Annotated in this window: 23 protein-coding genes; 12 read left to right on the top strand and 11 right to left on the bottom strand. The window is 66.5% G+C overall.

All coding sequences use genetic code 11. The features are described from left to right. Positions 1-58: 58 nt before the first annotated feature. The gene (locus IFT71_RS15560) at positions 59-1,195 is read right to left on the bottom strand and encodes a glycosyltransferase family 4 protein (protein ID WP_192141886.1); all 1,137 of its coding nucleotides are present in this window, start codon (positions 1,193-1,195) and stop codon (positions 59-61) included. Between the two features lie 139 nt (positions 1,196-1,334). Between IFT71_RS15560 and IFT71_RS15555 the strand changes: the two genes are divergently transcribed. Next, positions 1,335-1,541 (top strand): hypothetical protein, encoded by a 207-nt coding sequence (locus IFT71_RS15555; RefSeq protein ID WP_128082019.1) that lies wholly within the window; start codon positions 1,335-1,337, stop codon positions 1,539-1,541. A gap of 35 nt (positions 1,542-1,576) precedes the next feature. Here the strand turns inward: IFT71_RS15555 and IFT71_RS15550 are convergent, their stop codons facing one another. The 3 genes from IFT71_RS15550 to IFT71_RS15540 all read right to left on the bottom strand — a co-directional run bounded on the left by IFT71_RS15550 (position 1,577) and on the right by IFT71_RS15540 (position 4,543). Then, a complete protein-coding gene (locus IFT71_RS15550) occupies positions 1,577-2,692 on the bottom strand; it encodes a glycoside hydrolase family 130 protein (protein WP_192141884.1) in 1,116 nt (371 codons plus the stop codon). Between the two features lie 148 nt (positions 2,693-2,840). Further along, on the bottom strand, positions 2,841-3,599 hold the full coding sequence (locus tag IFT71_RS15545; RefSeq protein ID WP_192141882.1) for an SDR family oxidoreductase: 759 nt from the start codon (positions 3,597-3,599) through the stop codon (positions 2,841-2,843). 62 nt (positions 3,600-3,661) lie between these two features. Further along, positions 3,662-4,543 (bottom strand): alpha/beta fold hydrolase, encoded by an 882-nt coding sequence (locus IFT71_RS15540; RefSeq protein ID WP_192141881.1) that lies wholly within the window; start codon positions 4,541-4,543, stop codon positions 3,662-3,664. A gap of 37 nt (positions 4,544-4,580) precedes the next feature. Here IFT71_RS15540 and IFT71_RS15535 point away from each other — a divergent pair, with 37 nt between their 5' ends. Continuing rightward, positions 4,581-5,960 (top strand): protein adenylyltransferase SelO, encoded by a 1,380-nt coding sequence (locus IFT71_RS15535; protein ID WP_192141879.1) that lies wholly within the window; start codon positions 4,581-4,583, stop codon positions 5,958-5,960. A gap of 69 nt (positions 5,961-6,029) precedes the next feature. Next, a complete protein-coding gene (astD, locus tag IFT71_RS15530) occupies positions 6,030-7,442 on the top strand; it encodes a succinylglutamate-semialdehyde dehydrogenase (protein WP_031441361.1) in 1,413 nt (470 codons plus the stop codon). A 62-nt stretch (positions 7,443-7,504) separates the two neighbouring features. Here astD and IFT71_RS15525 read toward each other — a convergent pair whose 3' ends face one another. After that, the gene (locus IFT71_RS15525) at positions 7,505-9,322 is read right to left on the bottom strand and encodes a DUF885 domain-containing protein (RefSeq protein WP_192141877.1); all 1,818 of its coding nucleotides are present in this window, start codon (positions 9,320-9,322) and stop codon (positions 7,505-7,507) included. Positions 9,323-9,521: 199 nt separating this feature from the next. Between IFT71_RS15525 and cobA the strand changes: the two genes are divergently transcribed. The 5 genes from cobA (at position 9,522) to IFT71_RS15500 (ending at position 13,686) form a co-directional block, all read left to right on the top strand. Further along, a complete protein-coding gene (gene cobA, locus IFT71_RS15520; protein ID WP_031441363.1) occupies positions 9,522-10,310 on the top strand; it encodes a uroporphyrinogen-III C-methyltransferase in 789 nt (262 codons plus the stop codon). Further along, complete coding sequence (locus IFT71_RS15515) at positions 10,307-10,603, top strand: DUF2849 domain-containing protein (protein ID WP_159512446.1); 297 nt, start codon at positions 10,307-10,309, stop codon at positions 10,601-10,603. The genes cobA and IFT71_RS15515 overlap by 4 nt, the downstream gene beginning before the upstream one ends. Positions 10,604-10,876: 273 nt before the next feature. Beyond that, positions 10,877-12,508 (top strand): nitrite/sulfite reductase, encoded by a 1,632-nt coding sequence (locus tag IFT71_RS15510; protein WP_159512445.1) that lies wholly within the window; start codon positions 10,877-10,879, stop codon positions 12,506-12,508. Continuing rightward, positions 12,501-12,941 (top strand): DUF934 domain-containing protein, encoded by a 441-nt coding sequence (locus tag IFT71_RS15505; protein ID WP_031395826.1) that lies wholly within the window; start codon positions 12,501-12,503, stop codon positions 12,939-12,941. Before IFT71_RS15510 ends, IFT71_RS15505 begins: the two co-directional genes overlap by 8 nt. Then, positions 12,934-13,686: a phosphoadenylyl-sulfate reductase gene (locus IFT71_RS15500; RefSeq protein WP_192141874.1), complete on the top strand. Its 753-nt coding sequence runs from the start codon at positions 12,934-12,936 to the stop codon at positions 13,684-13,686. Before IFT71_RS15505 ends, IFT71_RS15500 begins: the two co-directional genes overlap by 8 nt. A gap of 42 nt (positions 13,687-13,728) precedes the next feature. Here IFT71_RS15500 and IFT71_RS15495 read toward each other — a convergent pair whose 3' ends face one another. Continuing rightward, the gene (locus tag IFT71_RS15495) at positions 13,729-15,219 is read right to left on the bottom strand and encodes a replicative DNA helicase (RefSeq protein ID WP_031395824.1); all 1,491 of its coding nucleotides are present in this window, start codon (positions 15,217-15,219) and stop codon (positions 13,729-13,731) included. A gap of 143 nt (positions 15,220-15,362) precedes the next feature. Here IFT71_RS15495 and IFT71_RS15490 point away from each other — a divergent pair, with 143 nt between their 5' ends. From IFT71_RS15490 to IFT71_RS15480, 3 genes are read left to right on the top strand one after another with little or no spacing between them, the layout of a single operon-like run. Continuing rightward, a complete protein-coding gene (locus IFT71_RS15490) occupies positions 15,363-15,845 on the top strand; it encodes a UPF0262 family protein (protein WP_031395823.1) in 483 nt (160 codons plus the stop codon). Between the two features lie 9 nt (positions 15,846-15,854). Then, positions 15,855-16,532: a GH25 family lysozyme gene (locus tag IFT71_RS15485; protein WP_031395822.1), complete on the top strand. Its 678-nt coding sequence runs from the start codon at positions 15,855-15,857 to the stop codon at positions 16,530-16,532. Then, the gene (locus IFT71_RS15480; protein ID WP_192141872.1) at positions 16,529-16,993 is read left to right on the top strand and encodes a cytidine deaminase; all 465 of its coding nucleotides are present in this window, start codon (positions 16,529-16,531) and stop codon (positions 16,991-16,993) included. The genes IFT71_RS15485 and IFT71_RS15480 overlap by 4 nt, the downstream gene beginning before the upstream one ends. A 7-nt stretch (positions 16,994-17,000) precedes the next feature. Here IFT71_RS15480 and IFT71_RS15475 read toward each other — a convergent pair whose 3' ends face one another. Beyond that, complete coding sequence (locus tag IFT71_RS15475; RefSeq protein ID WP_192141871.1) at positions 17,001-18,554, bottom strand: porin; 1,554 nt, start codon at positions 18,552-18,554, stop codon at positions 17,001-17,003. Between the two features lie 119 nt (positions 18,555-18,673). Here IFT71_RS15475 and dcd point away from each other — a divergent pair, with 119 nt between their 5' ends. Then, the gene (gene dcd, locus IFT71_RS15470) at positions 18,674-19,228 is read left to right on the top strand and encodes a dCTP deaminase (RefSeq protein ID WP_031395819.1); all 555 of its coding nucleotides are present in this window, start codon (positions 18,674-18,676) and stop codon (positions 19,226-19,228) included. 90 nt (positions 19,229-19,318) lie between these two features. Here dcd and IFT71_RS15465 read toward each other — a convergent pair whose 3' ends face one another. The 4 genes from IFT71_RS15465 to IFT71_RS15450 form a co-directional block, all read right to left on the bottom strand. After that, a complete protein-coding gene (locus IFT71_RS15465; protein WP_235516361.1) occupies positions 19,319-19,666 on the bottom strand; it encodes a tetratricopeptide repeat protein in 348 nt (115 codons plus the stop codon). Between the two features lie 233 nt (positions 19,667-19,899). Then, on the bottom strand, positions 19,900-20,328 hold the full coding sequence (locus IFT71_RS15460; RefSeq protein ID WP_031395817.1) for an ExbD/TolR family protein: 429 nt from the start codon (positions 20,326-20,328) through the stop codon (positions 19,900-19,902). 33 nt (positions 20,329-20,361) lie between these two features. Further along, complete coding sequence (locus IFT71_RS15455) at positions 20,362-20,841, bottom strand: ExbD/TolR family protein (RefSeq protein WP_031395816.1); 480 nt, start codon at positions 20,839-20,841, stop codon at positions 20,362-20,364. A gap of 92 nt (positions 20,842-20,933) precedes the next feature. Continuing rightward, complete coding sequence (locus IFT71_RS15450) at positions 20,934-21,728, bottom strand: MotA/TolQ/ExbB proton channel family protein (protein ID WP_031395815.1); 795 nt, start codon at positions 21,726-21,728, stop codon at positions 20,934-20,936. Positions 21,729-21,749 lie beyond the last annotated feature (21 nt).

Raw genomic sequence — 21,749 nt, 5'->3', positions numbered from 1 at the left:
CTCCCGGAAAATACGGCCCCCTATATCGCAAGGACGCAGCGTGCGAGCAAATTAAGACCTAGGTTAGCGCGCCGGGTCTGCCGAGCGCCTCTTCGTACAGCGCACGGTAGCGCGCGATCATCACCGATTCGTCGAATTCGGCGCGCGCGCGCCGCTGATTCGCCGCCCCGATCGACGCGCGCAGCGCGGGATCCGCGACCAGCGCCTGCAACGCATCGCGCAGCCGTACCTCGCTCGGCGCCTCGGTGATGAACGGCAGGTTTTCGGGCGCGACCATCCGCGCGACGTCGCCGACCGGATAGCTCGCGATCGGCAGGCCGGCGGCCATCGCCTCGACCACCGAAATCGGAAACTGCTCGCTGCGCGACGACAGAGCGAGGATGTCGAAATGCCCGATATAACGATAGGGCCGATCGAGAAATCCCGGCAGGACGAGCGTGTCGGCCATCCCCATCGCCGCCGCCGCCTGGGCGATCCGCGCGCGCTCGGGTCCCTCGCCGACGATCACCAGCCGCACCCGCCCCGACACGCCGCCGACCGCACGCACCAGTGCGGTGAGGTCCTTCACCTCGCGCAGACCCGCCAGCGCGCCGATGACGACCTCCTTCGCCTTCGGGACGAACCCCGGGATCGCCTTGGGTTCGGGCTTCTGCGCATAATAGGCGGTGCCGATGCCGTTCACGATCCGGTGCACCCGCTCGCGCGGCTGTTTCCAGGTCTTCAGCGCGATCGCCTCAAGCACCTCGGACGGTACCGCCAGCGCATGCGCCGCGCCCAGCGCGAGGCGGCGATAGATGTTGCGCTCGATCTTCAGCCCGCCCGCCTCGTCGGCGTTGAACCCGTCCTCGTGATGGACCAGCGGCGGCGCGCCCTTGCCGAACGCGCGGCGCGCCATCGCCCCGTCGATCGCCCCCCAGTTATAGCTCAGCACCAGATCGAACCGCCGCATATATTGCGCGATCGCCTCGTAGCGCGCGACCGACGGCTTGCCCGTCAGCGGCGGCGGGTTCTGCGCAATCTCGTAGCGGATCCCCTTGGCGATCGACGCCTGCGCGCCCAGCGCATCGGCCACGCCCGACACGATGGTATGCCTCGCGCGATCGCCGAACGCATTCATCAACCGCACCGCCCGCGCCTCCTTCCCGCCGAGGTCGAACGAGGAGTGGAGATGCAGGATGTTGACGGGTGCGGCCATGCCCGACGCGATGCCGATTTCTCGCCGGGGTTTCAAGGGAGCAGGCGCGCTGGATTGCTGTCAGCTTCCGCCCACTTGCGGACACTAGAAGCATAATTTCATGCCGTGCTATGATGCCGACAACGGAGGGGGGCGGACGGTGAAAACACTGGATGACTTGATCAAATGGGCGAACGAGCAGCGCAAAGAATCTCTGCGACAGGTCGATCTCTTCAGTAACGGCGGAGTGAAGGCACAGCTTGTCATGCCGGATGGCACTACGCAGGATATTACTGCCGGGGTGCTTTCGCATCAGAAAGCGAACGTAGATGCTTTCACCAGTCTTGTGTCAGCCTTGGAGAGGTAGGGTCCGCTCCCCACCAAAATACGCCACGAACCGCATCAGGCGGGCGGGTCGAACGCAGTCTTCGCGATGTGGGTGATCCGGCACGCCAGGTCCGCCTCGCCGCTCGCCACCACGTAGAAATCCCCCGCGTCCGCAATGCCCGTCGTGAAGACGACATTGTCGACGTACATCTGGTCCTTCAGCGGCTCGGTCAGCGCGGGGTTCGCCTCGAGCAGCGGCGCGTGCTGGGTTACGATCGTGATCGACGGGTCGTCCTTGTCGAGGATCGACCAATAGGTGCGGTAGATGCCGACCACGCCCGACGGCTCGACGCCGTGCCACAGGCTCAGCCAGCCGCGATCGGTCAGGATCGGTGGTGTCCCCCCGCCCATCCGCGCGGTCGAGACCGTGGCGGCGTGAGGGCGGATGCCGGGCTTGTCATGCGGCTTCCAGTGGAGCGCGTCGGGCGAGCGCGACAGGTTGATCGACGGCCCGGCGCGCCATTCGCTGCCCGGCGGATAGGCGAAATACAGGTCGCCGAGCGGCCGCGTCTGCGCCCAATATTGCCCGCCGATCAGCCCTTCGAAGATCAGCATGTCCTTGTTCTGGTGATCGAGCACGATCCCCTCGAGCTGCCAGTCGAGCGCGTCGGCGGACGAATAGAGGGTGGTCGAATGCCGTTCCGGGCTGACCGAACAGGTGGTCATCAGATAGCGGTCGCCGACCTTCGAGATGCGGGCATCCTCGACGCCATAGCATTGGTAGGGCGTGCGCGGCGCGATCGCCTTGTCGTAATGGACCGCGACGACCGAACGGCCCTCCGCGTCGAGCTCGACCGGCAGCAGCCAGGACAGCGAGGTGAGCGCCATCACCTTCCACCCGCCGCCGGGGATCAGGAATTTGCGCGGATCCTTGGTGTCGACCATCTGCAACGGCCACGCATCACGCAGATAGGCGCCGTCCTGCCAGCGGATCGCATGGACGTTGCCGCCCTTGACCGGCTCGCGCAACGCCTCTGCCACGCGCACCATCAGCAGAAGGTTGCCGTTCGACAGCCTCGTCATCCCCGGATTGAACGCGCCGAGCACATAGGTCTCGGCGCCGACCTTGCCCGCCAGCGGCGAGCGCGACAGGTCGATGTCGGCGGGAGTGAAGACGAGCTGATCGAACATGCTATTCTCCTTGAAGTCTTGTCTTGCGGAAGTCCCGCTTCCAACGCCCGCCCCCTCCCCCGTTCGCCCTGAGCGAAGTCGAAGGGCATGCCCCGGGCGGAGGTGCTTCGACTTCGTTCAGCACGAACGGGACGGGTGAGCGGTGTCGCTATTCCCCCTCCAGCGCGCGGGGCACGATCACGAGCTGCTGGATCACACTGCGTGTCGGCTGCGTCAGCAGGAACTCGACGCCCGCAGCGATGTCCTCGCCGCGCAGCATCTGCTCCGCCGCGATCATTTCCCGCTGCTTCTCGTCGGGCACGTCGGGATATTGCATGTTCGAGCCGACCTTGCCCGGCTCGATCAGCGACACCCGGATCCCCTTGGGCCCCAGCTCGCGACGCAGCGCCTCGGCGAAGCCGGCGATGCCCGATTTGATGCCCGCATAGACGGTCGAGCTCGGCCCGAGGATATGCGCGCTGAGCGACCCGATGAGGATCAGGTCGCCGATCGGCGTCATCCGGTGCGCGGCATGATGCGCGCTGAGCAGATAGGCGGTGAAATTGACCGCGATCGCGTAGCGCAGCGCGTCTTCGTCCATCTGCGTCAGCCCGCCCGCGGCGATCGAGGCGTTAACGACGGTGATGTCGAACCCGCCCAGATACGCCTCGCCGGCATCGAAAAAGGCGCGGACCTTGTCCGGATCGGCAAGCTCGGTGACCATCCCGTCGCCGTCGCCGACCGCGCGGATGCAGACGAGCGCGTCCTCGAGATGACCCGCATCGTGACCGCAGATATAGACTTTGGCGCCCCCTGCCGCGAGCAGCACCGCGATCGACCGGCCGATCCCTGTCGTCCCTCCCGTGATGATCGCGCGTCGACCCTCGAGGGAGCGATGATTCACATGAAGGTCGGCGGGTGCGGTCATAAGCTGTTCCGGTCATCGAGCAGGCGGGACGAGGCACAGATGCGACGCCCCGTCCCCGTCCCCTAGGCGCGGACAGCATCCCCCTCAAGCACCTGCGCCAGCAGGTCGTCGATCGGCGCCTGGACGATCGGCTCGCTCAGCGTCGGGGCATGACCGACCCCGGGCACGGTGACGAGCGTCGCGCGGTCGAGCGATGCGACCATCCGATCCGCGATCGCGGCCGACAACAGGTCGGATCGACCGCCCCGCACGATCAGCGTCGGGATCTCGCGCAGGCCTGCCAGCGCCTGCCACATGTCCGGCCCGGCCTCGCTGCCCGGCACGCGGAACGGTTCGGCGATCTTCAGGTCGTAATCGAGCACGATCCGGCCCGAGCTGTTGAGCCGGTAGATGCGCTTGGCCATCGCCAGCCAGTCCTCGATCGTCCAGTCCGGATAGACGTCGGCATTGCTCTCCGACACGCAGCGCGCGGCATGCATCCAGGTCGGAAAGACGCTCGCCTTGCCGACATAGCCGCGGATTCGCGACAGGCCCTGCGCGTCGATCTCGGGCCCGACATCGTTGAGCAGCGCGGCTGCGATTCGCCCGCGCGCCGGCCCCGCCATCAGCATCGTGACGATCCCGCCGAGCGACGTCCCGAACGCGACGAAACGGTCGATGCCATGCTCAACCAGCAACGCCTCGACATCCTGCACATAGGTCAGCGGGACATAGGACATCGGATCCTTGGCATAGGCGCTCTCGCCGCGCCCGCGGAAATCGATCCCGATCAGCCGCCAGCGTCCCGCCAGCCGCGCCGCCAGCGCATCGAAATCGCGCGCGTTCCGCGTCAGCCCGGGCAGGCACAGGATCGGCGGACGACCATCGCCGCCGCCGGGATAGTCGCGCGCATGCAGCCGCAGCCCGTCCCTGGACCACCAATAGAGGTTTTCGTAAGCGGCCATGGTTGCGTCCTTCGGGTAGCGGCCACCATATCGCCGCATGCCCATCGACCCGCAAGCCTTCCCCGCCTATCGCCCCGAAACCACGTTGCTCGACCTCGGCGACCCGTTCTTCGATCCGGTCGCGGCGGCCGATTTTCCCCGCACCCAGCTCCGCTTCCGCAACGATCGCGCCGCCGCGCAGGTCGGCCTCGCGGCGCTCGACGACGATGAATGGACCCGCCATTTCGGCCGGTTCGCGCCGTTGCCGGACACGCTGCCCGGGCCGCTCGCCTTGCGCTATCACGGTCATCAGTTCCGCAATTACAATCCCGATCTGGGTGACGGGCGCGGCTTCATCTTTGCCCAGATGCGCGACGATCGCGGCCGCCTGATGGATCTCGGCACCAAGGGGTCGGGGCAGACGCCGTGGAGCCGCGCGGGAGATGGTCGGCTCACGCTGAAAGGTGGCGTTCGCGAGATCCTCGCGACCGAGATGCTCGAGGCGCTGAACGTCCCGACCTCGCGCACGCTCTCGCTTATCGAGACGGGCGAAGACCTGCAGCGCGGCGACGAGCCGAGCCCGACCCGCTCCGCGGTCATGGTCCGGCTCAGCCACAGCCATGTCCGGATCGGCACCTTCCAGCGCCTCGCCTATCATCGCGACGACGGCGCCCTACGCCGGCTGGTCGGCTATACGCTGCGCAACCTGTTCGACGAGGACGGGAACGGGGAAGGCGACGATCCGGTCCGCCTCCTCGCGCTCGTCGTCGCGCGGACCGCGCGGCTCGCGGCGCGCTACATGGCCGCGGGCTTCGTCCACGGCGTGCTCAATTCGGACAACATCAACGTCACCGGCGAAAGCTTCGACTATGGCCCGTGGCGGTTCGCGCCGACCTGGGACCCGGGCTTTACCGCCGCCTATTTTGATCATCAGGGGCTGTACGCCTTTGGTCGCCAGCCCGAGGCGATCCACTGGGACGTGATGCAGCTCGCGGTATCGCTGCGCACGATCGCCGAGAGCGATCCGCTGATCGCCGCGCTCGACGGTTTCGGCCCCGCCTATCAGACCGAAGTGGGCGCGGCGATCCTGTGGCGGCTGGGCGTCCGCCCGCGCGATCCGGACAGTGACCGCGCGCTCGTCCAGGCGACCGAACGCGCGCTGCGGACCAGCGGGACGGGTATCGACCGGTTCTTCTTCGATGTGTTCGGCGGCGAGCTTCCCGCAAGCTACGGCCCCGACTGGGACGAGGTCCGCGCCGCGCTTGGCGGCTATGCCGCGCGCAAGGATCGCACCCATCCCTATTGGTCGGGCACGCCGTGCAGCCTGCTGATCGACGAGGTGGAATCGATCTGGGCGCCGATCGCCGACGCCGACGACTGGAGCCGTCTTACCGCGAAGGTCGCGGCGATCCGGGCGATGGGCGAGGCGCTCGCCTGAACGCGGGTGCCGCGGCCGACGGTGCGGCGGATGGTGGAAACTCTTCTAAAATTGGGGCAAGAGCCCGATATGGCCGATGAGATCCTCTCCTACGAACCCGCAACCGGTACGCTGTTGTGGCGTCACCCGATCGGGGATGTCGATACCGAAGTGGCGACCGCGCGGTCGGGCTGGGCCGGCTGGGCGTCCAAGCCGCTCGCGTTCCGGATCGAGACGATGCGCCGGTTCGCCAATGTCGTCCGCCAGCGCAACGACGCGTTCACCGACCTGATCGCGCGCGAGACGGGCAAGCCGATCTGGGAAGCGCGCGGCGAGGTCGAGACGGTGATCGCCAAGGTCGACATCTCGGTCAGCGCCTATGCCGAACGCACCGCGCAGCGCCGGATGGAGGCGCCGATGAACAGCCGCGTCGCGCTGCGCCACAAGCCGCACGGCGTGCTCGCGGTGCTCGGCCCCTATAATTTCCCGGCACACCTGCCCAACGGCCACATCGTCCCCGCCTTGATCGCCGGCAACGCGGTCGTCTTCAAGCCGTCCGAAAAGACCCCCGCATCGGGCGCGTTCCTCGTCGAGTGCTACCGCGCCGCCGGGGTGCCCGAGGATTGCATCCGGCTGCTCGTCGGCGGCCCCGCGGAGGGCAAGGCGCTGGCTGCGCATCCCGATATCGACGGCCTGCTCTTCACCGGTTCGGCCCAGACCGGCCTCGCGCTCAACCGCGCCTTTGCCGAGAAGCCCGAGAAGATCCTGGCGCTCGAAATGGGCGGCAACAACCCGATCATGGTCTGGGACACGCCGGACCTGCACACCGCGGCGGTGCTCGTCGTCCAGTCCGCCTTCACCACCGCCGGCCAGCGCTGCACCGCCGCGCGCCGGCTGATCGTCCAGGAACGGCTCGCCCAGCCGCTGCTCGACACGATCGAGCGGATGATCGCGCGGATCATCGTCGACGAGCCGCATGCGAACCCGGCGCCGTTCATGGGCCCGGTGATCGACAATCAGGCGGCGGACCAGCTGACCGAGAGCTTTCTCGAGCTGCTGATGCGCGGTGGCCGGCCGATCCGGCATCTCGAACGCCCTGTCGATACGCTGCCCTTCCTCCGCCCGGCGATGATCGACGTCACCGACATGGCGGAGCGCCCCGATCTCGAGTTGTTCGGACCGATCCTGCAGGTCTTCCGCACCGATGATTTCGACGCCGCGATCGCCGAGGCGAACAACACCCGCTATGGCCTGTCCGCCGCGCTGATCAGCCAGACGCCCGCGCTCTACGACCGGTTCTGGGCCAATATCCGCGCCGGCATCGTCAACTGGAACAAGCCCACCAACGGCGCCTCGTCGGGCGCGCCGTTCGGCGGCGTCGGCTGGTCGGGCAACCACCGCCCCAGCGCCTATTATGCCGCCGACTATTGCGCCTATCCGGTCGTCAGCAGCGAATCCGAAAGCGCGCGCGCCAGCATCGGCATTGGCCTGCGCGACGGCTGAGGCGGGTAGCGGGCCTAAAGCCGCACTGAAATCCTCCCCCGCCAGGGGGAGGATCATGGGGCTTACTTCGCCCCGCCCAACCAGTCGTCGATCTTCTTCTCCAGCACCGGCATCGGCAATGCGCCCGTATCGAGCACCTGCGCATGGAAGGCGCGCGGATCGAACGCGGCACCCTGCGCCGCCTGCGCCTTGGCCTTCATCCTGAGGATCGTCAGCTGGCCGATCTTGTACGCCAGCGCCTGCCCGGGAATCGAGATGTACCGCTCGACCTCGGCGGTCGCGTCGGTCCGCCCCATCGGCGAATTGGCGAGCATGTACGCGATCGCCTGGTCGCGGCTCCATCCCTTGGCGTGGATGCCGGTATCGACGACCAGCCGCATCGCGCGCAGCATCTCGTCGTTCAGGCCGCCCATCCGCTGATAGGGATCGCTTTCGACGCCCAATTCCTTCCATAAGGTCTCGGCATAGAGCGCCCAGCCCTCGACATAGGCGGTGTTGCCGCCGAACCGGATGAACGCGGGCAGCGCGACATTCTCCTGCGCCAGGCTGATCTGGTAATGATGCCCCGGCACCGCCTCGTGCAGGTACAGCGTCTCCATCCCCCACAGGTACCGCGTCGGCAGGTCATAGGTGTTGTAGTAGAAGATCCCCGGCCGCGTGCCGTCGGGGGTCCCCTGCTGATACGACCCCGCCGCATCCGTCTTCGCGCGGAAATCGGGCACTGCACGGATCTCGAGCGGACTTTTGGGCACCAGCGAGAATTGCGTCGCGATCCGCGCGTTGACCCGCTTGCCGATCGCCTCATAGCCCTCGCGCACCGCCGCCGCCGACTTGGGCTGGAAGCGAGGATCGGTCCGCAGATAATCGAAGAACGCGGCCAGCGTGCCCTTGAACCCGACCGCGGCCTTCTGCGCCTCCATCGCCTGCGTGATCCGCGCGACCTCGGACAGGCCGAGCTGATGCACCGCCTCGGGCTCGAGCGGCAGCGTCGTGCTGTCCTCGATCCGCTGGGCATAAAGCGCGGCCCCGCCCGGCAGCGCCGACAGCCCGACCGTGTCGCGCGCCTTGGCGAGATATTCGTTGGCGAGGAAATCGCGCATCCGGACATGCGCGGGATTGATCACCTCGCGCACCTGCTTGGCATAGGCCGCGGTCAGCCGCGTGCGGTCGGCCGCCGGGATCGACGCGGGGAACATCGTCACCGGCGCGTAGAAGGTCGACTTCTCCACGCCCTCGGCGATCAGATTGTCGAACTGGCCGATCATGTTGCGCACGACCAGCTTGGGCTGGGTCACGCCCTTCGCCATCCCCTCGCGGAACCGCGCGATCGCCCGGTCATAGACCGCGGCATAGCCCGCATTGCGCCGCAGGTTGTTCTCGTAATCCGCGACCGTCTTGAACGGTGCGCCGCCCTTGCCCGACGCGAAATCGGGATAGAAGGTCTGGAACCCGCCGAAATGGCTGAGCGGCAGCAGCCGGTCGATCGCGACCAGATTCGGCGCGAACCCGCGCAGCGCGACCTCGCGGCCGTTGCGGAACACGTCATAGGCGATCTGGTCGACCCGCGTCAGCTTCGCCCGGTCGATCGCGGCGATCGCAGCCAGATCCTGCTCGACGTTGCGCTTGTCCTGCGCGGTGCGCGCATCGGTCAGATATTCGCCGAAGCGATCGGCATAGCGCATGTCGCCGCGGAAGATCGCCTGCAGCGGATCGTTCTTCAGATCGCGCTCGTCGCTGGCATAGAAAAGCTGCTTGAGCTTCGCATCCTCGGGGCCGTCGCCGGGTATCGGCGCGGGCGGCGGCAGCGCCTGGCTCGACAGCGGCACCGCGCCGATGAAGGTGGTCGCCAGCAACATGGCGGCAAGGCAGGTCAGGCGCATTATCGAAGTTCCCCATCGCGTCCGGGTTACCCGGTTCGTCGCGCCTTCCTATCGCGCAGATTCCGCCGCCACCAGCCCGTGACCGGGGCCTGCGAACGTTTCCGGCGTTGGCCCCCGCACCACGTGGGAAAGCAGGACTAGCCCCGGGGCAAATAATGCTGGGCTCGCCAATCGCCCGCCCAGCGCCCATCTTCCTGATATGGTAAGCTTGCTAGACCCCGGTGCCCGCGGGCGCGTCATCCTCGTCGGGGCGGGGCCCGGCGATCCCGGACTGCTGACCGTGCGTGCGGTCGCCGCGCTCGAGATTGCCGACGTCGTCGTCCATGACGGGCTGATCGATCCGCGCGTGCTCGATATCGCGCCGCCTGCCGCCCAGCGCATCTCGGTCGCCAAGCAGCGCGCGCGCCACACGCTGCCGCAAGAGGCGATCAACGCGCTGATCATCGCGCATGTGAAGACCGGCGCGATTGTCGTCCGGCTGAAGGGCGGCGATCCGTTCGTGTTCGGTCGCGGCGGCGAGGAGGTCGAGGCGGTACGTGCGGCGGGCCTGCCGGTCGAGGTGATCCCCGGGGTCTCCGCCGCGCTGGGTTGCGCGGCCGAGGCGATGCTGCCGCTGACCCACCGCGATCATTCGAGTGCGGTCAGCTTCGTCGCGGGCCAGTGCAAGGGTCTGACCGAGCAGGACTGGTCCGGACTTGCCGGTCAGGGCCGTACGCTCGTCATCTACATGGGCATCGCAACCGCGACCGATATCGCCGACAAGCTGATGGCCGATGGCGTCGCGCCCGACATGCCGGTTGCGGTGCTCGAGCGCGGCACGCTATCGGGCAGCCGTGCGATGCGGACGCTGCTCGCCGATCTCGGCCCGATGGTGCAGCGCGAGGCGGTGAAGAGCCCCGCGATCATCGTCGTCGGCGAGGTCGTCGAACTGTCCGACGCGCAGGACAAGCTCGCCCGCTGGGCACGAATTGCAGAGGCCGCCGCATGAAGCTCCTGACCGGAAACGATCTTCCCACCGGCGACGTGATCTGGTGGACCGGCGACGGCTGGTCGCGCCATATCGAGGATGCGGCCGATGTCGGCGTCGCGGGGGAATCGATCCTCCAGGCGGAGGAAGGCGCACGCCGTGTCAACGTCCCCTATCTGATCGAGGCGACGGCAACCGCAGACGGCCCCCGCCCTGCGCACATCAAGGACCGCATCCGTGCGCTGGGTCCGACGATGCGGCCCGACCTTACGCTCAAGCCGGCCGATCCTAGCGCTGGGAGTTGGGTTATATGATTCACGCGATGGCGCGAAGGCGCGACGAGAGCAGTGAGAAGATGGTTCGCGCGGAGGCGCGGAGGCGCGGAGGTGTCTCCCCTGCCGCGCAGCGGCCCTCACACTCGCTGACTGAGGCAGATTTGCTGCCCGCTGGCGCGGGAGTTCCTTACTCGTCTTTCTCCTCCGCGTCTCCGCGCCTCCGCGTGAACCCAATCTTCTTCGCGCCATCGCGCCCCTTCGGCTTCGCTCAGGACAGGCTCCGCGTGAACCAAATCCTACCGGGAACCCCCCATGTATAAGTACGACGAATACGACCAGGCCATCGTCGACCAGCGCGTCGACGAGTTCCGCGACCAGGTCCGCCGCCGCCTTTCGGGCGAGCTGACCGAGGACCAGTTCAAGCCGCTGCGCCTGATGAACGGCCTCTACCTCCAGCTGCACGCCTACATGCTGCGCGTCGCGGTGCCGTACGGCACGCTCGACGGCCGGCAGATGCGGATGCTCGGCCACATCGCGCGCAAATATGATCGCGGCTACGGCCATTTCACGACGCGGCAGAACATCCAGTTCAACTGGATCCAGCTCGACCAGACCCCGGACATCCTCCAAGAGCTGTCGACGGTCGAGATGCATGCCATCCAGACGTCGGGCAACTGCATCCGCAACATCAGTTCCGACCAGTTCGCCGGCGCCGCCGCGGACGAGGTCGCCGATCCGCGCCCCTGGGCCGAATTGATCCGTCAGTGGTCGACGTTCCACCCCGAATTCACCTACCTCCCGCGCAAGTTCAAGATCTGCGTGATCGCGGCGGACGAGGATCGCGCGGCGATGCGGCTGCACGACATCGGCATCGGGCTGCACGTCCGCGACGGTGAACTCGGCGCGAAGATCTATGTCGGCGGCGGCATGGGCCGCACGCCGATGATCAGCCACGAGATTCGCGATTTCGTCCCCGCCGACGACCTGATGAGCTATCTCGAGGCGTGCCTGCGCGTCTACAATCGCTACGGCCGCCGCGACAATATCTACAAGGCGCGGATCAAGATCCTGCTGCACGAGATCGGCCCCGACGAATATCGTCGCCAGGTCGAGGAGGAATTCGCCGCGGTGAAGGGCCTCGGCCTTGATCCGCCGCGCGCCGAACTCGAGCGGATCACGAGCCATTTCGGCGCGCCCGCATTCGAGGAAAACGCGTCCACCGAGATCGACCGCAGCGATCCCGACTTTGCGGTCTGGCTCGACCAGAACGTGAAGGCGCACAAGCAGCCCGGCTATGCGATCGTCAACATCAGCCTGAAGCCCGTCGGCGGCATCCCCGGCGACGCGTCGGCCGATCAGATCGACGTGATGGCCGATCTCGGCACGCGCTACAGCTTCGACGAGCTGCGCGTCACGCATGCGCAGAACATCGTCCTGCCGCACGTCCGCATGGCCGATCTGCACGCGGTGTGGTCGACGTTGAACGAGGCGGGGCTGGCCGAGGCCAATCTCGATCTGATCAGCGACATCATCGCCTGCCCCGGTCTCGATTATTGCAGCCTCGCCAATGCCCGCTCGATCCCGCTCGCACAAAAGATCGCAACGCGCTTCGGCGATCTCGGCCGCCAGCGCGAGCTGGGTGAGCTCAAGCTCAAGATCAGCGGCTGCATCAACGCCTGCGGGCATCACCATGCCGGCCACATCGGCATCCTCGGCGTCGACAAAAAGGGCACCGAAAATTACCAGCTCTCGCTCGGCGGATCAGGCGCGGAGGATGTGAGCCTCGCCAAGATCACCGGCCCTGGCTTCTCGGAAGACGGCGTGGTCGACGCGATCGAACGCGTCACCGACCGCTATCTTCAGGTCCGCGACCCCGGCGAGCGCTTCCTCGACACCTACCGCCGCGTCGGCTTCGAGACGTTCAAGGAGGCGATCTATGGTTGAGTATCCGGACCAGACGCTGCTGCGATTCCGCGACGACGAGCCGCATGACGAGCCTGCGGTGACGCTCGATTCGTTCATCGGCCAGAGCAACGCCGCCGCCGTTCGCCTCGAGGCGGGCGACGATGCGCGCGCGCTGCTGCCGCAGATCGACCAGCTCGCGCTGATCGAGGTCAGCTTTCCCGGCTATCGCGACGGCCGCGGCTATTCCGCGGCGCGGATCCTGCGCGAGGCGGGTTATACCGGCGAGCTGCGTGCGGCGGGCGACGTGCTCGTCGACCAGATTCCGCTAATGCGCCGCTGCGGCTTCGACAGCTTCGCGCCCGAGGCCCCGATCGATATCGACGTGCTCCGCGCCAGCCTCGCGCGCTACGACACGCCCTATCAGAAGGCGGCCGACGGCGCCGTGCCGGTCTGGAAGCTGCGCCATGGGTGAAGCGCTCCGCCGGATCGACACGATCGACGTCACCCCCGCCTTCACCAGGGCGGACGCACAGGCGATGCAGGACCGGTTCGCCGGCGTTCCGGCGGCGCTGATGCTGCGCGAACTGCTGACCGGCGAGCTGGCCGGGCGGATCGCGTCGGTTTCGTCCTTCGGTGCCGAATCGGCGGTGCTGCTGCATATGGTCGCGCAGGTCGATGTCGACGTGCCGGTGGTCTTCACCAACACGCAGAAGATGTTCGGCGAGACGCTCGCCTATCGTGATACACTGGCTGAGCGGCTCGGGCTGACCGACCTGCGCGTGTTCAGACCCGATCCGCGGCTGCTCGCGGTCAAGGATCGTGCGGGCGAACGCTGGTCCTACGACCCCGATGGCTGCTGCGACCTGCGCAAGGTCGAGCCGCTGCGCCGGGCGCTCGCGCCGTTCGACGCGTGGATCTCGGGGCGCAAGGGCTTCCAGTCGGGCACGCGCACCGCGCTGCCGCGGTTCGAGGAGGATGAGGGCCGGTTGAAGATCAACCCGCTCGCCGACTGGGACAAGGCGCGGCTCGACGCCTATTTCGCCGCGCATGACCTGCCGCGGCATCCGCTCGAAGCGCAGGGCTATCTCTCGATCGGCTGCGCGCCCTGCACGACCAAGGTCGCCCCCGGCGAGGATCCGCGCGCGGGGCGCTGGCGCAGTTTCGACAAGGTCGAATGCGGGATCCACGCCCCCGGCGGCTACGACCCGATCATCTGATCCGTGTCCCTCTCCCCCCTGGGGGAGAGGGACACCAGAGTTTCAATACTCGGCCAGATCCGAGAACTTCGTGATCGTCGGGTCGAACTTCATCCGCACCTTGCCGGTCGCGCCGTGGCGCTGCTTGGCGATGATCAGCTCGGCAAGACCGTAGACCCGCTCCATCTCGGCCGCCCAGGACGCGTGATCCTCGAAGATCTTCGCGCTGTCGCCCTCGGCCGGACGCTTGGGCTCCTTCGACGCGACGTAATAATCCTCGCGGTACACGAACCACACCATGTCCGCGTCCTGCTCGATCGACCCCGATTCGCGAAGATCGGACAGCATCGGCGTCTTGTCCTCGCGGCTTTCGACCGCGCGGCTCAGCTGCGACAGCGCCAGCACCGGGACGTTCAGGTCCTTCGCCAGCGTCTTCAGCCCGCGCGAAATCTCCGAGATTTCCTGGACGCGGTTGCCGTCCTTGCTCTTGCCCGACCCCGACAGCAGCTGGAGATAGTCGACCACCACCAGCCCGATCTCGTTATTGTGGCGACGCTGCAGCCGGCGGACGCGCGTGTGCAGCGCGCCGATCGACAGGCCGCCCGTGTCGTCGATGAACAGCGGGAGGTTCTCCAGCTCGGCCGCCGCGGCCGCCAACTGCGCGAACTCGGTCCGGCTGATCTTGCCCATGCGGAGCGATTCGGATGAAATCTGCGACTGCTCGGCAAGAATACGCGTCGCCAGCTGATCCGCGGACATTTCGAGGCTGAAGAACGCGACCTTCGCGCCGACCGAATCCTTCGGGGCGATCCCGTCGGCCATGTCGCGCATCCAGCGCCGCGCGGCGTTGAACGCGATGTTGGTGGCGAGCGACGTCTTGCCCATGCCCGGACGCCCGGCGAGGATCATCAGATCGCTGTGATGCATGCCGCCGATCTTGGCGTTGATCGAATCGATACCCGTCGTCACGCCCGACAAATTGCCGCCCGAGTTGAGCGCCCGCTCGGCCATCTTGACCGCCGCGGTGGTCGCCTGCGCGAACGTCTTGACCGAGTTTTCCGCCCCGCCATCCGCGGCGACTTTGAACAATTCCTCCTCGGCCAGCTCGATCTGCGCACGCGGATTGACCTCCTCCGAGGTGTCCATCGCGCGGTCGACCAGGGTGCGGCCGACCGAGACGAGCGCACGCAGCATCGCCAGGTCATAGATCTGCTGCGCGAACTGGCGCGCACCGATCAGCCCTGCGCCGCTGCCCGTGAGGCCGGCCAGATAGGCGGGGCCGCCCAGCTCGCGCATGCCCTCGTCCGCGTCGAACATCGGCCGCAGCGTGACCGGCGTCACCAGCATGTCGTTGCCGCGCAGCGTCTTGATCGCGGCGAAGATGCGCCCGTGCACGGGTTCGAAGAAATGCGTGGGTTCGAGCTTGTCGACCAGATCGTCGGCGAGCCGGTTGTCGATCATCATCGCGCCGAGCATCGCGGCTTCGGCCTCGACGTTGCGGGGAAGCTGCTGTGGTTCGGCCACGGCGGGGACGGGGAATGCAAGGGTTGCCATACTGCGTTCTACGCACTGCGCGCGATCGCTCCAAGCCAACTGCGCCAGATTGATGGGGATAAGTCGACCAGTCCGCCGGGATCGGCGGCCGCCGGTGCAGGCGACAAGTGACACGCGTTACGACCATCGCTATCGCACATGGCATGGCCGACCCGCGGATCATCGACATACAGCTCGACGAGCGCACGATTGCGTGGCGCTCCGCGGATATCGAACAGGAACGCCGGATTGCGATCTTCGACCTGATCGAGGGCAATTATTTCGCGCCGCAGCGCCAGCATGCCGATGGCTATGCCGGCCCGTACCGCATCAGGCTCGAGACGGAGGAAGGCCGTCTCGGCATTCACATCCATCGTGAGGACGACACGCATCTTGAGACACTGGTGCTCGCGCTCGGCCGTTTCCGCCGACCGATCAAGGACTATTTCGCGATCTGCGACAGCTATTACCAGGCGATTCGCCAGTCCTCGCCTGCGCAGATCGAAACCGTCGACATGGCCCGGCGCGGCGTCCACAACGAGGCCGCCGAGCTGCTCAAGGACCGACTGTCGGGCAAGATCGAGGTCGATTTCGACACCGCCCGCCGCTTGTTCACGCTCATCTGCGTCCTCCATCTGCGTGGCTGAGCAACGCTGATGGCCACGACATTGCTGAAGCTTGCGACGCTGCTGTTCGGCACGGGCGGCATCGCGATTGGCGGCTGGGCCTATGCGACGCAGTGGCATCCCGCGACCGAGACCTATCCGCTGCAAGGCGTCGACCTGGGCGAAAATCCCGCGCCGGTCGAATGGGGAACGGTGCGCGCGCGCGGCGTCGACTTCGCCTATATCGTCGCGACCTCTGGCAAGGATCGCCGCGATCCCGCGTTCGAGGCGAACTGGGCGGCGCTTCCCGAAGCCGGGCTGCGGCGCGGCGCGGTGCATATCTATTCGTTGTGCCAGCCCGCGGTCGAACAGGCCAATGCGTTCAATACCTTCGTACCCGCCGCCGCCGATGCGCTGCCCGTCGCCGTCGATGTGCAGTTCCGTGATGATTGCGTCGCCCGCCCCGAAAAGGCCGCGCTGGTCGCCGATCTGACGCGCTTCGTGACGATGGTCGAGACGCATACCGGCAAGCCCGTCCTGCTGCGGATCGGCAAGTCGGTCGAGGGCAGCTATGCGTTGTCGGCGGCGCTGCCGCGGCCGGTCTGGGCGATGGCCAATCTGCTCAAGCCCGATTATGCGGCACGGCCTTGGCGAATGTGGCGCGCGAGCAATTTTCGGCGCGTCGAGGGAATCGAGGGACCGGTGAATTGGGACGTGGTGGCAGGATGAGCGATGGTTTCGATACCGATCAGGCAACCCGCCTGATCGCCGCGGCGCGCGACGCCGCGCGTCACGCGCATGCGCCCTATTCGCGATTCGCGGTAGGCGCCGCGGTGCTGCTCGACGACGGCAGCGTGATCACCGGCGCCAATTTCGAGAATGCGAGTTATGGCCTGTCGCTCTGTGCCGAGACGGTGGCGCTCGCAACCGCCAGCGCGCAGGGCCGCCTGCGTGACGTCGTTGCGATCGGCGTGATCGGCGGGGCTATGGATGCCGAAGGTCGCGCGACCGGCACCGCCCCCGTGAGCCCGTGCGGCCGGTGCCGCCAGGTGATCAACGAGGCGGCGCAGATGGGCGGGCGCGATCTCCCCGTGCATTGCGGCGCGGCACAGGGCGAGGCTGTCCGCAGCTACCGCCTGTCGGAGCTTCTCCCCGATGCGTTCGGCCCGGCGGATCTCGGGATCGGCTGATCCCCGATCAGTAGTTGAACTGCAGCTGCGTGCGGATCAGATCGCCCTCCGCCCGGCCCTCGCGGCGTTCGTCGGCCTCGCGCCGTGTCATCCGCGCATAGGCGACGGTCAGCTCGATCGGCGGGGTCGGCTGGAACTCGATCCCCAGCTCGAACTCGTCGGTCTCGAGCCGCGGCGCGTTGGGCAGCGCCTTCCACCCGCCGCGATAATATTGCCGGCGCGCATAGGGCATGAACGGGCCGAGCGGCGACGACCGCACGCGAGCCATCGCCTGGACATAGCCGCCGTTGAGCCGCTTGGTCGTAATCGACTGCGACACGTCGTCATATTCGGGGCCGCGCCCCCAGTTCCACTCTGCCTGGAACCCGAAGGGCTGCGGATAGAGGATCGCGTGGACCCCGAACCGCTCATCGGCAAAGCTCGTGTCGCTGACCCCGCCGCTGCGCAGTTCGGGCTGGACGCGATTACGGATGGCCGCCGCGCCGACCTCCAACACCTGTCCGCTGAACGCCCCGCCAAGCCCGTCGAGCGCGAACGGCCACGTCGCCATCGCCACGGTCATCATGCCGTCATTGGTCTCGGCACGGCTGATCCCCTGGCCGTTATAGACGCCAAGAGCGAACGCACCGTAATTGCCGAACAGTTTCTGGCCGTCCTCCTCGAGGCGATCCCAGATCCGTTGCACGCCGGTGGGCGTGTAATAGGCGACGATGCCCAGATCGCGCTCACCGGGGACCGCGCTGTTGATCCCGTCGCTGCGATCGATCGTGATGCGATTCGACGAGGACTGCATATTCTCCCAGCCGAATGGCACCTTCGACTGCCCGAACCGCAGCCGGAAGCGGCGATCCGCGTCGAGGAACGTGTCGACATAGGCGTCGCGCAGCTGGGCAAAGCCCTCGCGTCGCTCGCCGCCCGACTGGTTGCTGACGTTCACCGCGAAGTCGGGCTGGAGATAGAAGGACACCCGGTCGGTCAGATCGCCCTGCAGGACCAGCCGGACGCGGCGGAGCGAAAAGCCGGTATTGTCGCCGATGCTGCCGTCATGCACCGACCGCAACCGCGACTTGCCCTCCGGCGCGGTGCGATCGCCCGACACGATCTCGTTGAACCGCATCTGCGTATAGCCGCGGATCGCGATGCGATCATACCAGGCGCGCTTCGGCTCGGGCGTTGCCGCGGCCAATTGCGTCGAGGGGGCGACCGCGGTTGCCGGCTTGGGCGCCGGGGCGGGCGCAGGCGTTGCCGCAACCGCGACCGGCGCAGTGGCTGCCGCGGGAGCTGGCGCCGTGACCGGCGCCGCCTGAGCAATCGGTCCGTTCTGCGCGGCTTTGAGCTCGGCGATCGTCGCCTTCAGTTCGTCGATCTGGCGTTGCAGGTCCTGCACCGACTGCGCCTGCGCCGCGCCGCCCGACAGCGCGATCGATCCGGCCAGCGCGATCCGCACATAGCGGCTGGCGCGGCGCGCGCGGATCGCGGCGCGGTCCCGCTCGTCATCATGGTCCGGAAGCTGTGGCTCGACGGAGGTACCGCACGGAAAAGGCTGCCGAATCTGGTTCATGCCGCGCCCCATGACCGCCCGACACGCCGGCTGCAAAGGCAAAAACGCTCTCCGCGTGCACGCGCTCTTGCCGCCATCGACCATCCGCGCGAAAGCAGCGGCGAAAAGGGGAATGTCTCATGTCCGTCATGTCCGACCGCTGGATTCGCGAACGCGCGCTGGGCGATGCGATGATCGAGCCATTTCACGAGGCGCAGCGCCGCGACGGCTGTATCAGCTACGGGCTGTCCTCCTACGGCTATGACGCGCGCGTCGCCGACGAGTTCAAGATCTTCACCAATGTCGACAGTGCGATCGTCGATCCGAAGAATTTCGACGCGAACAGCTTCGTCGACCGCAAGACGGATGTCTGCATCATCCCGCCGAACAGCTTTGCGCTGGCGCGGACGGTCGAATATTTCCGCATTCCGCGCGACACGCTGGTGATCTGTCTGGGCAAATCGACCTATGCGCGCTGCGGGATCATCGTCAACGTCACCCCGCTCGAACCCGAATGGGAGGGCCATGTGACGCTAGAATTCTCCAACACCACGCCGCTCCCCGCGAAGATCTACGCGAACGAGGGCGCCTGCCAGTTCCTGTTCCTGCGCGGCAATGAGCCGTGCGAGATCAGCTATGCCGACCGCGCGGGCAAATATATGGGCCAGCGCGGGGTCACCCTGCCCCGCCTCTGACCGCCTCAGGCGTCGAACGCGCGAGGTCGACGCCTCTGCCTCACTACCGGAACCACAGGACCGGCGCCGGACGAGCGCGTCGGCCCTGGTTTAGCGCGTGGCGATCTGTACCGGGGCCACGCCGAGCGCGCGTCGTGCCAGATCATGCGACGAGGCCACCGCACCCGAGGGAAGGTCCATCGCGATGTCGCGGCGTTCGAGCACGCGCTTGTACAGCGCCCGTGCGTCCGCCTCGCGGCCGGTCCGCCGGTAAACCGCGGCAAGGTTGAGCATCAGTTCGGGGCGACCCGGATAGACTGCCTGCTCTGCCAGGATATGGCGTTCGGCCGCGGCCAGATCGCCCGACACGATCGCCTGATAGCCATTCTGATCCGCCGCGAGCGCCGGTGCTGCCGCGCCGACAAGGGCAAGAACTACAAAGCCGAATTTGCGCATCATCCCGTCTCCACCGCCCTTCTGAGTCGAAAGGTTTCACTTTTGTGACACTGTTGTGTCACTTCGATGACTGTGGCGCAATATGGGATTTTTACGGATATTGCCCTGGTAAGGCCGTGAGGTGCGCGCGCGGCATGCCGTCGCTCTTTCCGCCCCCGGTGTCATGGACGTCGGACATGCAAAAGGGGCGGCCCTTGCGGACCGCCCCTGGCATCGTATCGATCGTGTCGCGTGACTTAGAAGTCGTTGCGATACTGCTCGTTACCGATGAAGCCGAGCTTCGTGATCGAAGACCGCTTCACGACGGCCAGCGTGCGATCGACGACTTCGTACCGCGCCTGCGGGTCCGGCTGGAAGTGAAGTTCCGGCTCGGGGTTCATGCCCGCGGTCTGGTCCAGATACTGGCGCAGCGTCACCTCGTCGACCGGCGACCCGTTCCAGGCCACCGTGCCCGATGCGTCGATCGAGATCTTGTTCTTCTCGGGGTCGATCGGGTTCTGCGGCGGGTTCTTGCTGTTGACCGGAAGGTCGACCTTGACCGCGTGCGTCTGGATCGGGATCGTGATGATGAACATGATGAGGAGAACGAGCAGGACGTCGATCAACGGCGTCATGTTCATTTCCATCATCGGCCCGTCATCTTCTTTGCCGCCGCCCATTGCCATTCTATACTACTCCTAAATACGTCCGAGCGATCGTCAGCGTTCGGTGGTGCCGCCGGGGGGCGGCTCGGAGATGAAGCCGACGCGGGCGAAGCCGGCGCGCTGCATCGTGTAGATCGTGCCGCCGATGCACTTGTACGGCGTGTTCACGTCGCCGCGAATATGCGCCTCGGGCAGCTCAAGACCTGCGGCATTCACGCCACCCTGACGGTCGATCTCGGTCTTCAGCTTGGCGACCGCGCGATCGAGCAGCTCGGTCGAGGTGACCGGGGTCATGTTCCAATACACAGCACAGCTGCCATCGCCATTTGTCGTCACCGACAGCGAGACATTTTCGGGCTTGGTCGTGGTCGGATCAAATTTGACCTCGGGGAGCTTCAGCTGCACCGCCTGGACCGCGACGGTCGTCGTCACCAGAAAGATGATCAGGAGCACGAGCATGACGTCGACCAGCGGCGTCGTATTGATGTCCGATATCGATTTCTCGGTGGAATCGCCACCAACACTCATCGCCATGTGCGAACTATCCTATTCTTTTATCGCCACCGGCACCGCCGGCGGGAAGGAAGCGGAGCTGCCGCGAACGGCAGCCCCGCCTTTCTCGCGTCTTAGTTAGCGCGCGGCACGCCACCGGTCTGACCGGCAGTCGTGGTCGCCGTGGCAGGCTTGGCCACAACCGGCTTGACGCCCGAAGCGGTGATCGGACGCACGGCGCCGTTCGATGCCAGGAAGCCGAGCACGTCGTTCGAGAAGGCCGACAGGTCCTCCGCGATCGACTTGTTGCGACGCTGCAGCCAGTTGTACGACAGCACGGCAGGAACTGCGACGACGAGACCCAGTGCGGTCATGATCAGTGCTTCACCGACCGGCCCTGCGACCTTGTCGATCGATGCCTGACCCGATGCACCGATCTTCACGAGTGCGCGGTAGATGCCGATAACCGTACCGAACAGACCGATGAACGGCGAAACCGAACCGACCGTTGCAAGGAAGGCGAGACCGCCACCCAGCTTCGAGTTGATCGCAGCTTCCGAACGCGCGAGCGAACCGTGCAGCCAGTCATGCGCCTCGACCGGATCGGTCAGCTTCGAATGCTGCTCCTGAGCGGCCAGACCGTCGTCGACGATCTGCTTGTAGGCCGAGTTCTTCTCGAGCTTGGCCGAACCTTCGCGAAGGCTGTTCGACGACCAGAAGGCCTGACGAACGCGCTTGCCCTGGCCGATGATCTTCTGCTGCTCGAACAGCTTGGAGAACAGGATGTAGAACGAAACCACCGACATCAGCACCAGAATGCCGAACACGGTCTGGGAGATGAGACCGCCTTCGCGAAGTGCCGCTTCGAGGCCGTACGGGTTGGCTTCGGCTGCTGCGGGCGCCGCCGCGGCAAGAATAGTGGTGAACATGGTCGGATGATCCTCTTAAGA

Origin of the sequence: Sphingomonas sp. CFBP 13733 (genome assembly GCF_014841795.1) — a bacterium.
GTDB classification, from domain to species: Bacteria; Pseudomonadota; Alphaproteobacteria; order Sphingomonadales; family Sphingomonadaceae; genus Sphingomonas; species Sphingomonas aerolata.
Note: the sequence above shows the minus strand (reverse complement) of the source record. Positions and strands in the feature narration are given on the sequence as shown.

Excerpts from the sequence above, each read along its gene's own strand:
- IFT71_RS15560 (WP_192141886.1), bottom strand. The coding sequence starts at position 1,195 with ATGGCCGCACCCGTCAACATCCTGCATCTCCACTCCTCGTTCGACCTC.
- IFT71_RS15550 (WP_192141884.1), bottom strand. The coding sequence starts at position 2,692 with ATGTTCGATCAGCTCGTCTTCACTCCCGCCGACATCGACCTGTCGCGC.
- IFT71_RS15545 (WP_192141882.1), bottom strand. The coding sequence starts at position 3,599 with ATGACCGCACCCGCCGACCTTCATGTGAATCATCGCTCCCTCGAGGGT.
- IFT71_RS15540 (WP_192141881.1), bottom strand. The coding sequence starts at position 4,543 with ATGGCCGCTTACGAAAACCTCTATTGGTGGTCCAGGGACGGGCTGCGG.
- IFT71_RS15535 (WP_192141879.1), top strand. The coding sequence starts at position 4,581 with ATGCCCATCGACCCGCAAGCCTTCCCCGCCTATCGCCCCGAAACCACG.
- astD (WP_031441361.1), top strand. The coding sequence starts at position 6,030 with ATGGCCGATGAGATCCTCTCCTACGAACCCGCAACCGGTACGCTGTTG.
- IFT71_RS15525 (WP_192141877.1), bottom strand. The coding sequence starts at position 9,322 with ATGCGCCTGACCTGCCTTGCCGCCATGTTGCTGGCGACCACCTTCATC.
- cobA (WP_031441363.1), top strand. The coding sequence starts at position 9,522 with ATGGTAAGCTTGCTAGACCCCGGTGCCCGCGGGCGCGTCATCCTCGTC.
- IFT71_RS15515 (WP_159512446.1), top strand. The coding sequence starts at position 10,307 with ATGAAGCTCCTGACCGGAAACGATCTTCCCACCGGCGACGTGATCTGG.
- IFT71_RS15510 (WP_159512445.1), top strand. The coding sequence starts at position 10,877 with ATGTATAAGTACGACGAATACGACCAGGCCATCGTCGACCAGCGCGTC.
- IFT71_RS15505 (WP_031395826.1), top strand. The coding sequence starts at position 12,501 with ATGGTTGAGTATCCGGACCAGACGCTGCTGCGATTCCGCGACGACGAG.
- IFT71_RS15500 (WP_192141874.1), top strand. The coding sequence starts at position 12,934 with ATGGGTGAAGCGCTCCGCCGGATCGACACGATCGACGTCACCCCCGCC.
- IFT71_RS15495 (WP_031395824.1), bottom strand. The coding sequence starts at position 15,219 with ATGGCAACCCTTGCATTCCCCGTCCCCGCCGTGGCCGAACCACAGCAG.
- IFT71_RS15490 (WP_031395823.1), top strand. The coding sequence starts at position 15,363 with ATGGCCGACCCGCGGATCATCGACATACAGCTCGACGAGCGCACGATT.
- IFT71_RS15485 (WP_031395822.1), top strand. The coding sequence starts at position 15,855 with ATGGCCACGACATTGCTGAAGCTTGCGACGCTGCTGTTCGGCACGGGC.
- IFT71_RS15480 (WP_192141872.1), top strand. The coding sequence starts at position 16,529 with ATGAGCGATGGTTTCGATACCGATCAGGCAACCCGCCTGATCGCCGCG.
- IFT71_RS15475 (WP_192141871.1), bottom strand. The coding sequence starts at position 18,554 with ATGAACCAGATTCGGCAGCCTTTTCCGTGCGGTACCTCCGTCGAGCCA.
- dcd (WP_031395819.1), top strand. The coding sequence starts at position 18,674 with ATGTCCGTCATGTCCGACCGCTGGATTCGCGAACGCGCGCTGGGCGAT.
- IFT71_RS15465 (WP_235516361.1), bottom strand. The coding sequence starts at position 19,666 with ATGATGCGCAAATTCGGCTTTGTAGTTCTTGCCCTTGTCGGCGCGGCA.
- IFT71_RS15460 (WP_031395817.1), bottom strand. The coding sequence starts at position 20,328 with ATGGCAATGGGCGGCGGCAAAGAAGATGACGGGCCGATGATGGAAATG.
- IFT71_RS15455 (WP_031395816.1), bottom strand. The coding sequence starts at position 20,841 with ATGGCGATGAGTGTTGGTGGCGATTCCACCGAGAAATCGATATCGGAC.
- IFT71_RS15450 (WP_031395815.1), bottom strand. The coding sequence starts at position 21,728 with ATGTTCACCACTATTCTTGCCGCGGCGGCGCCCGCAGCAGCCGAAGCC.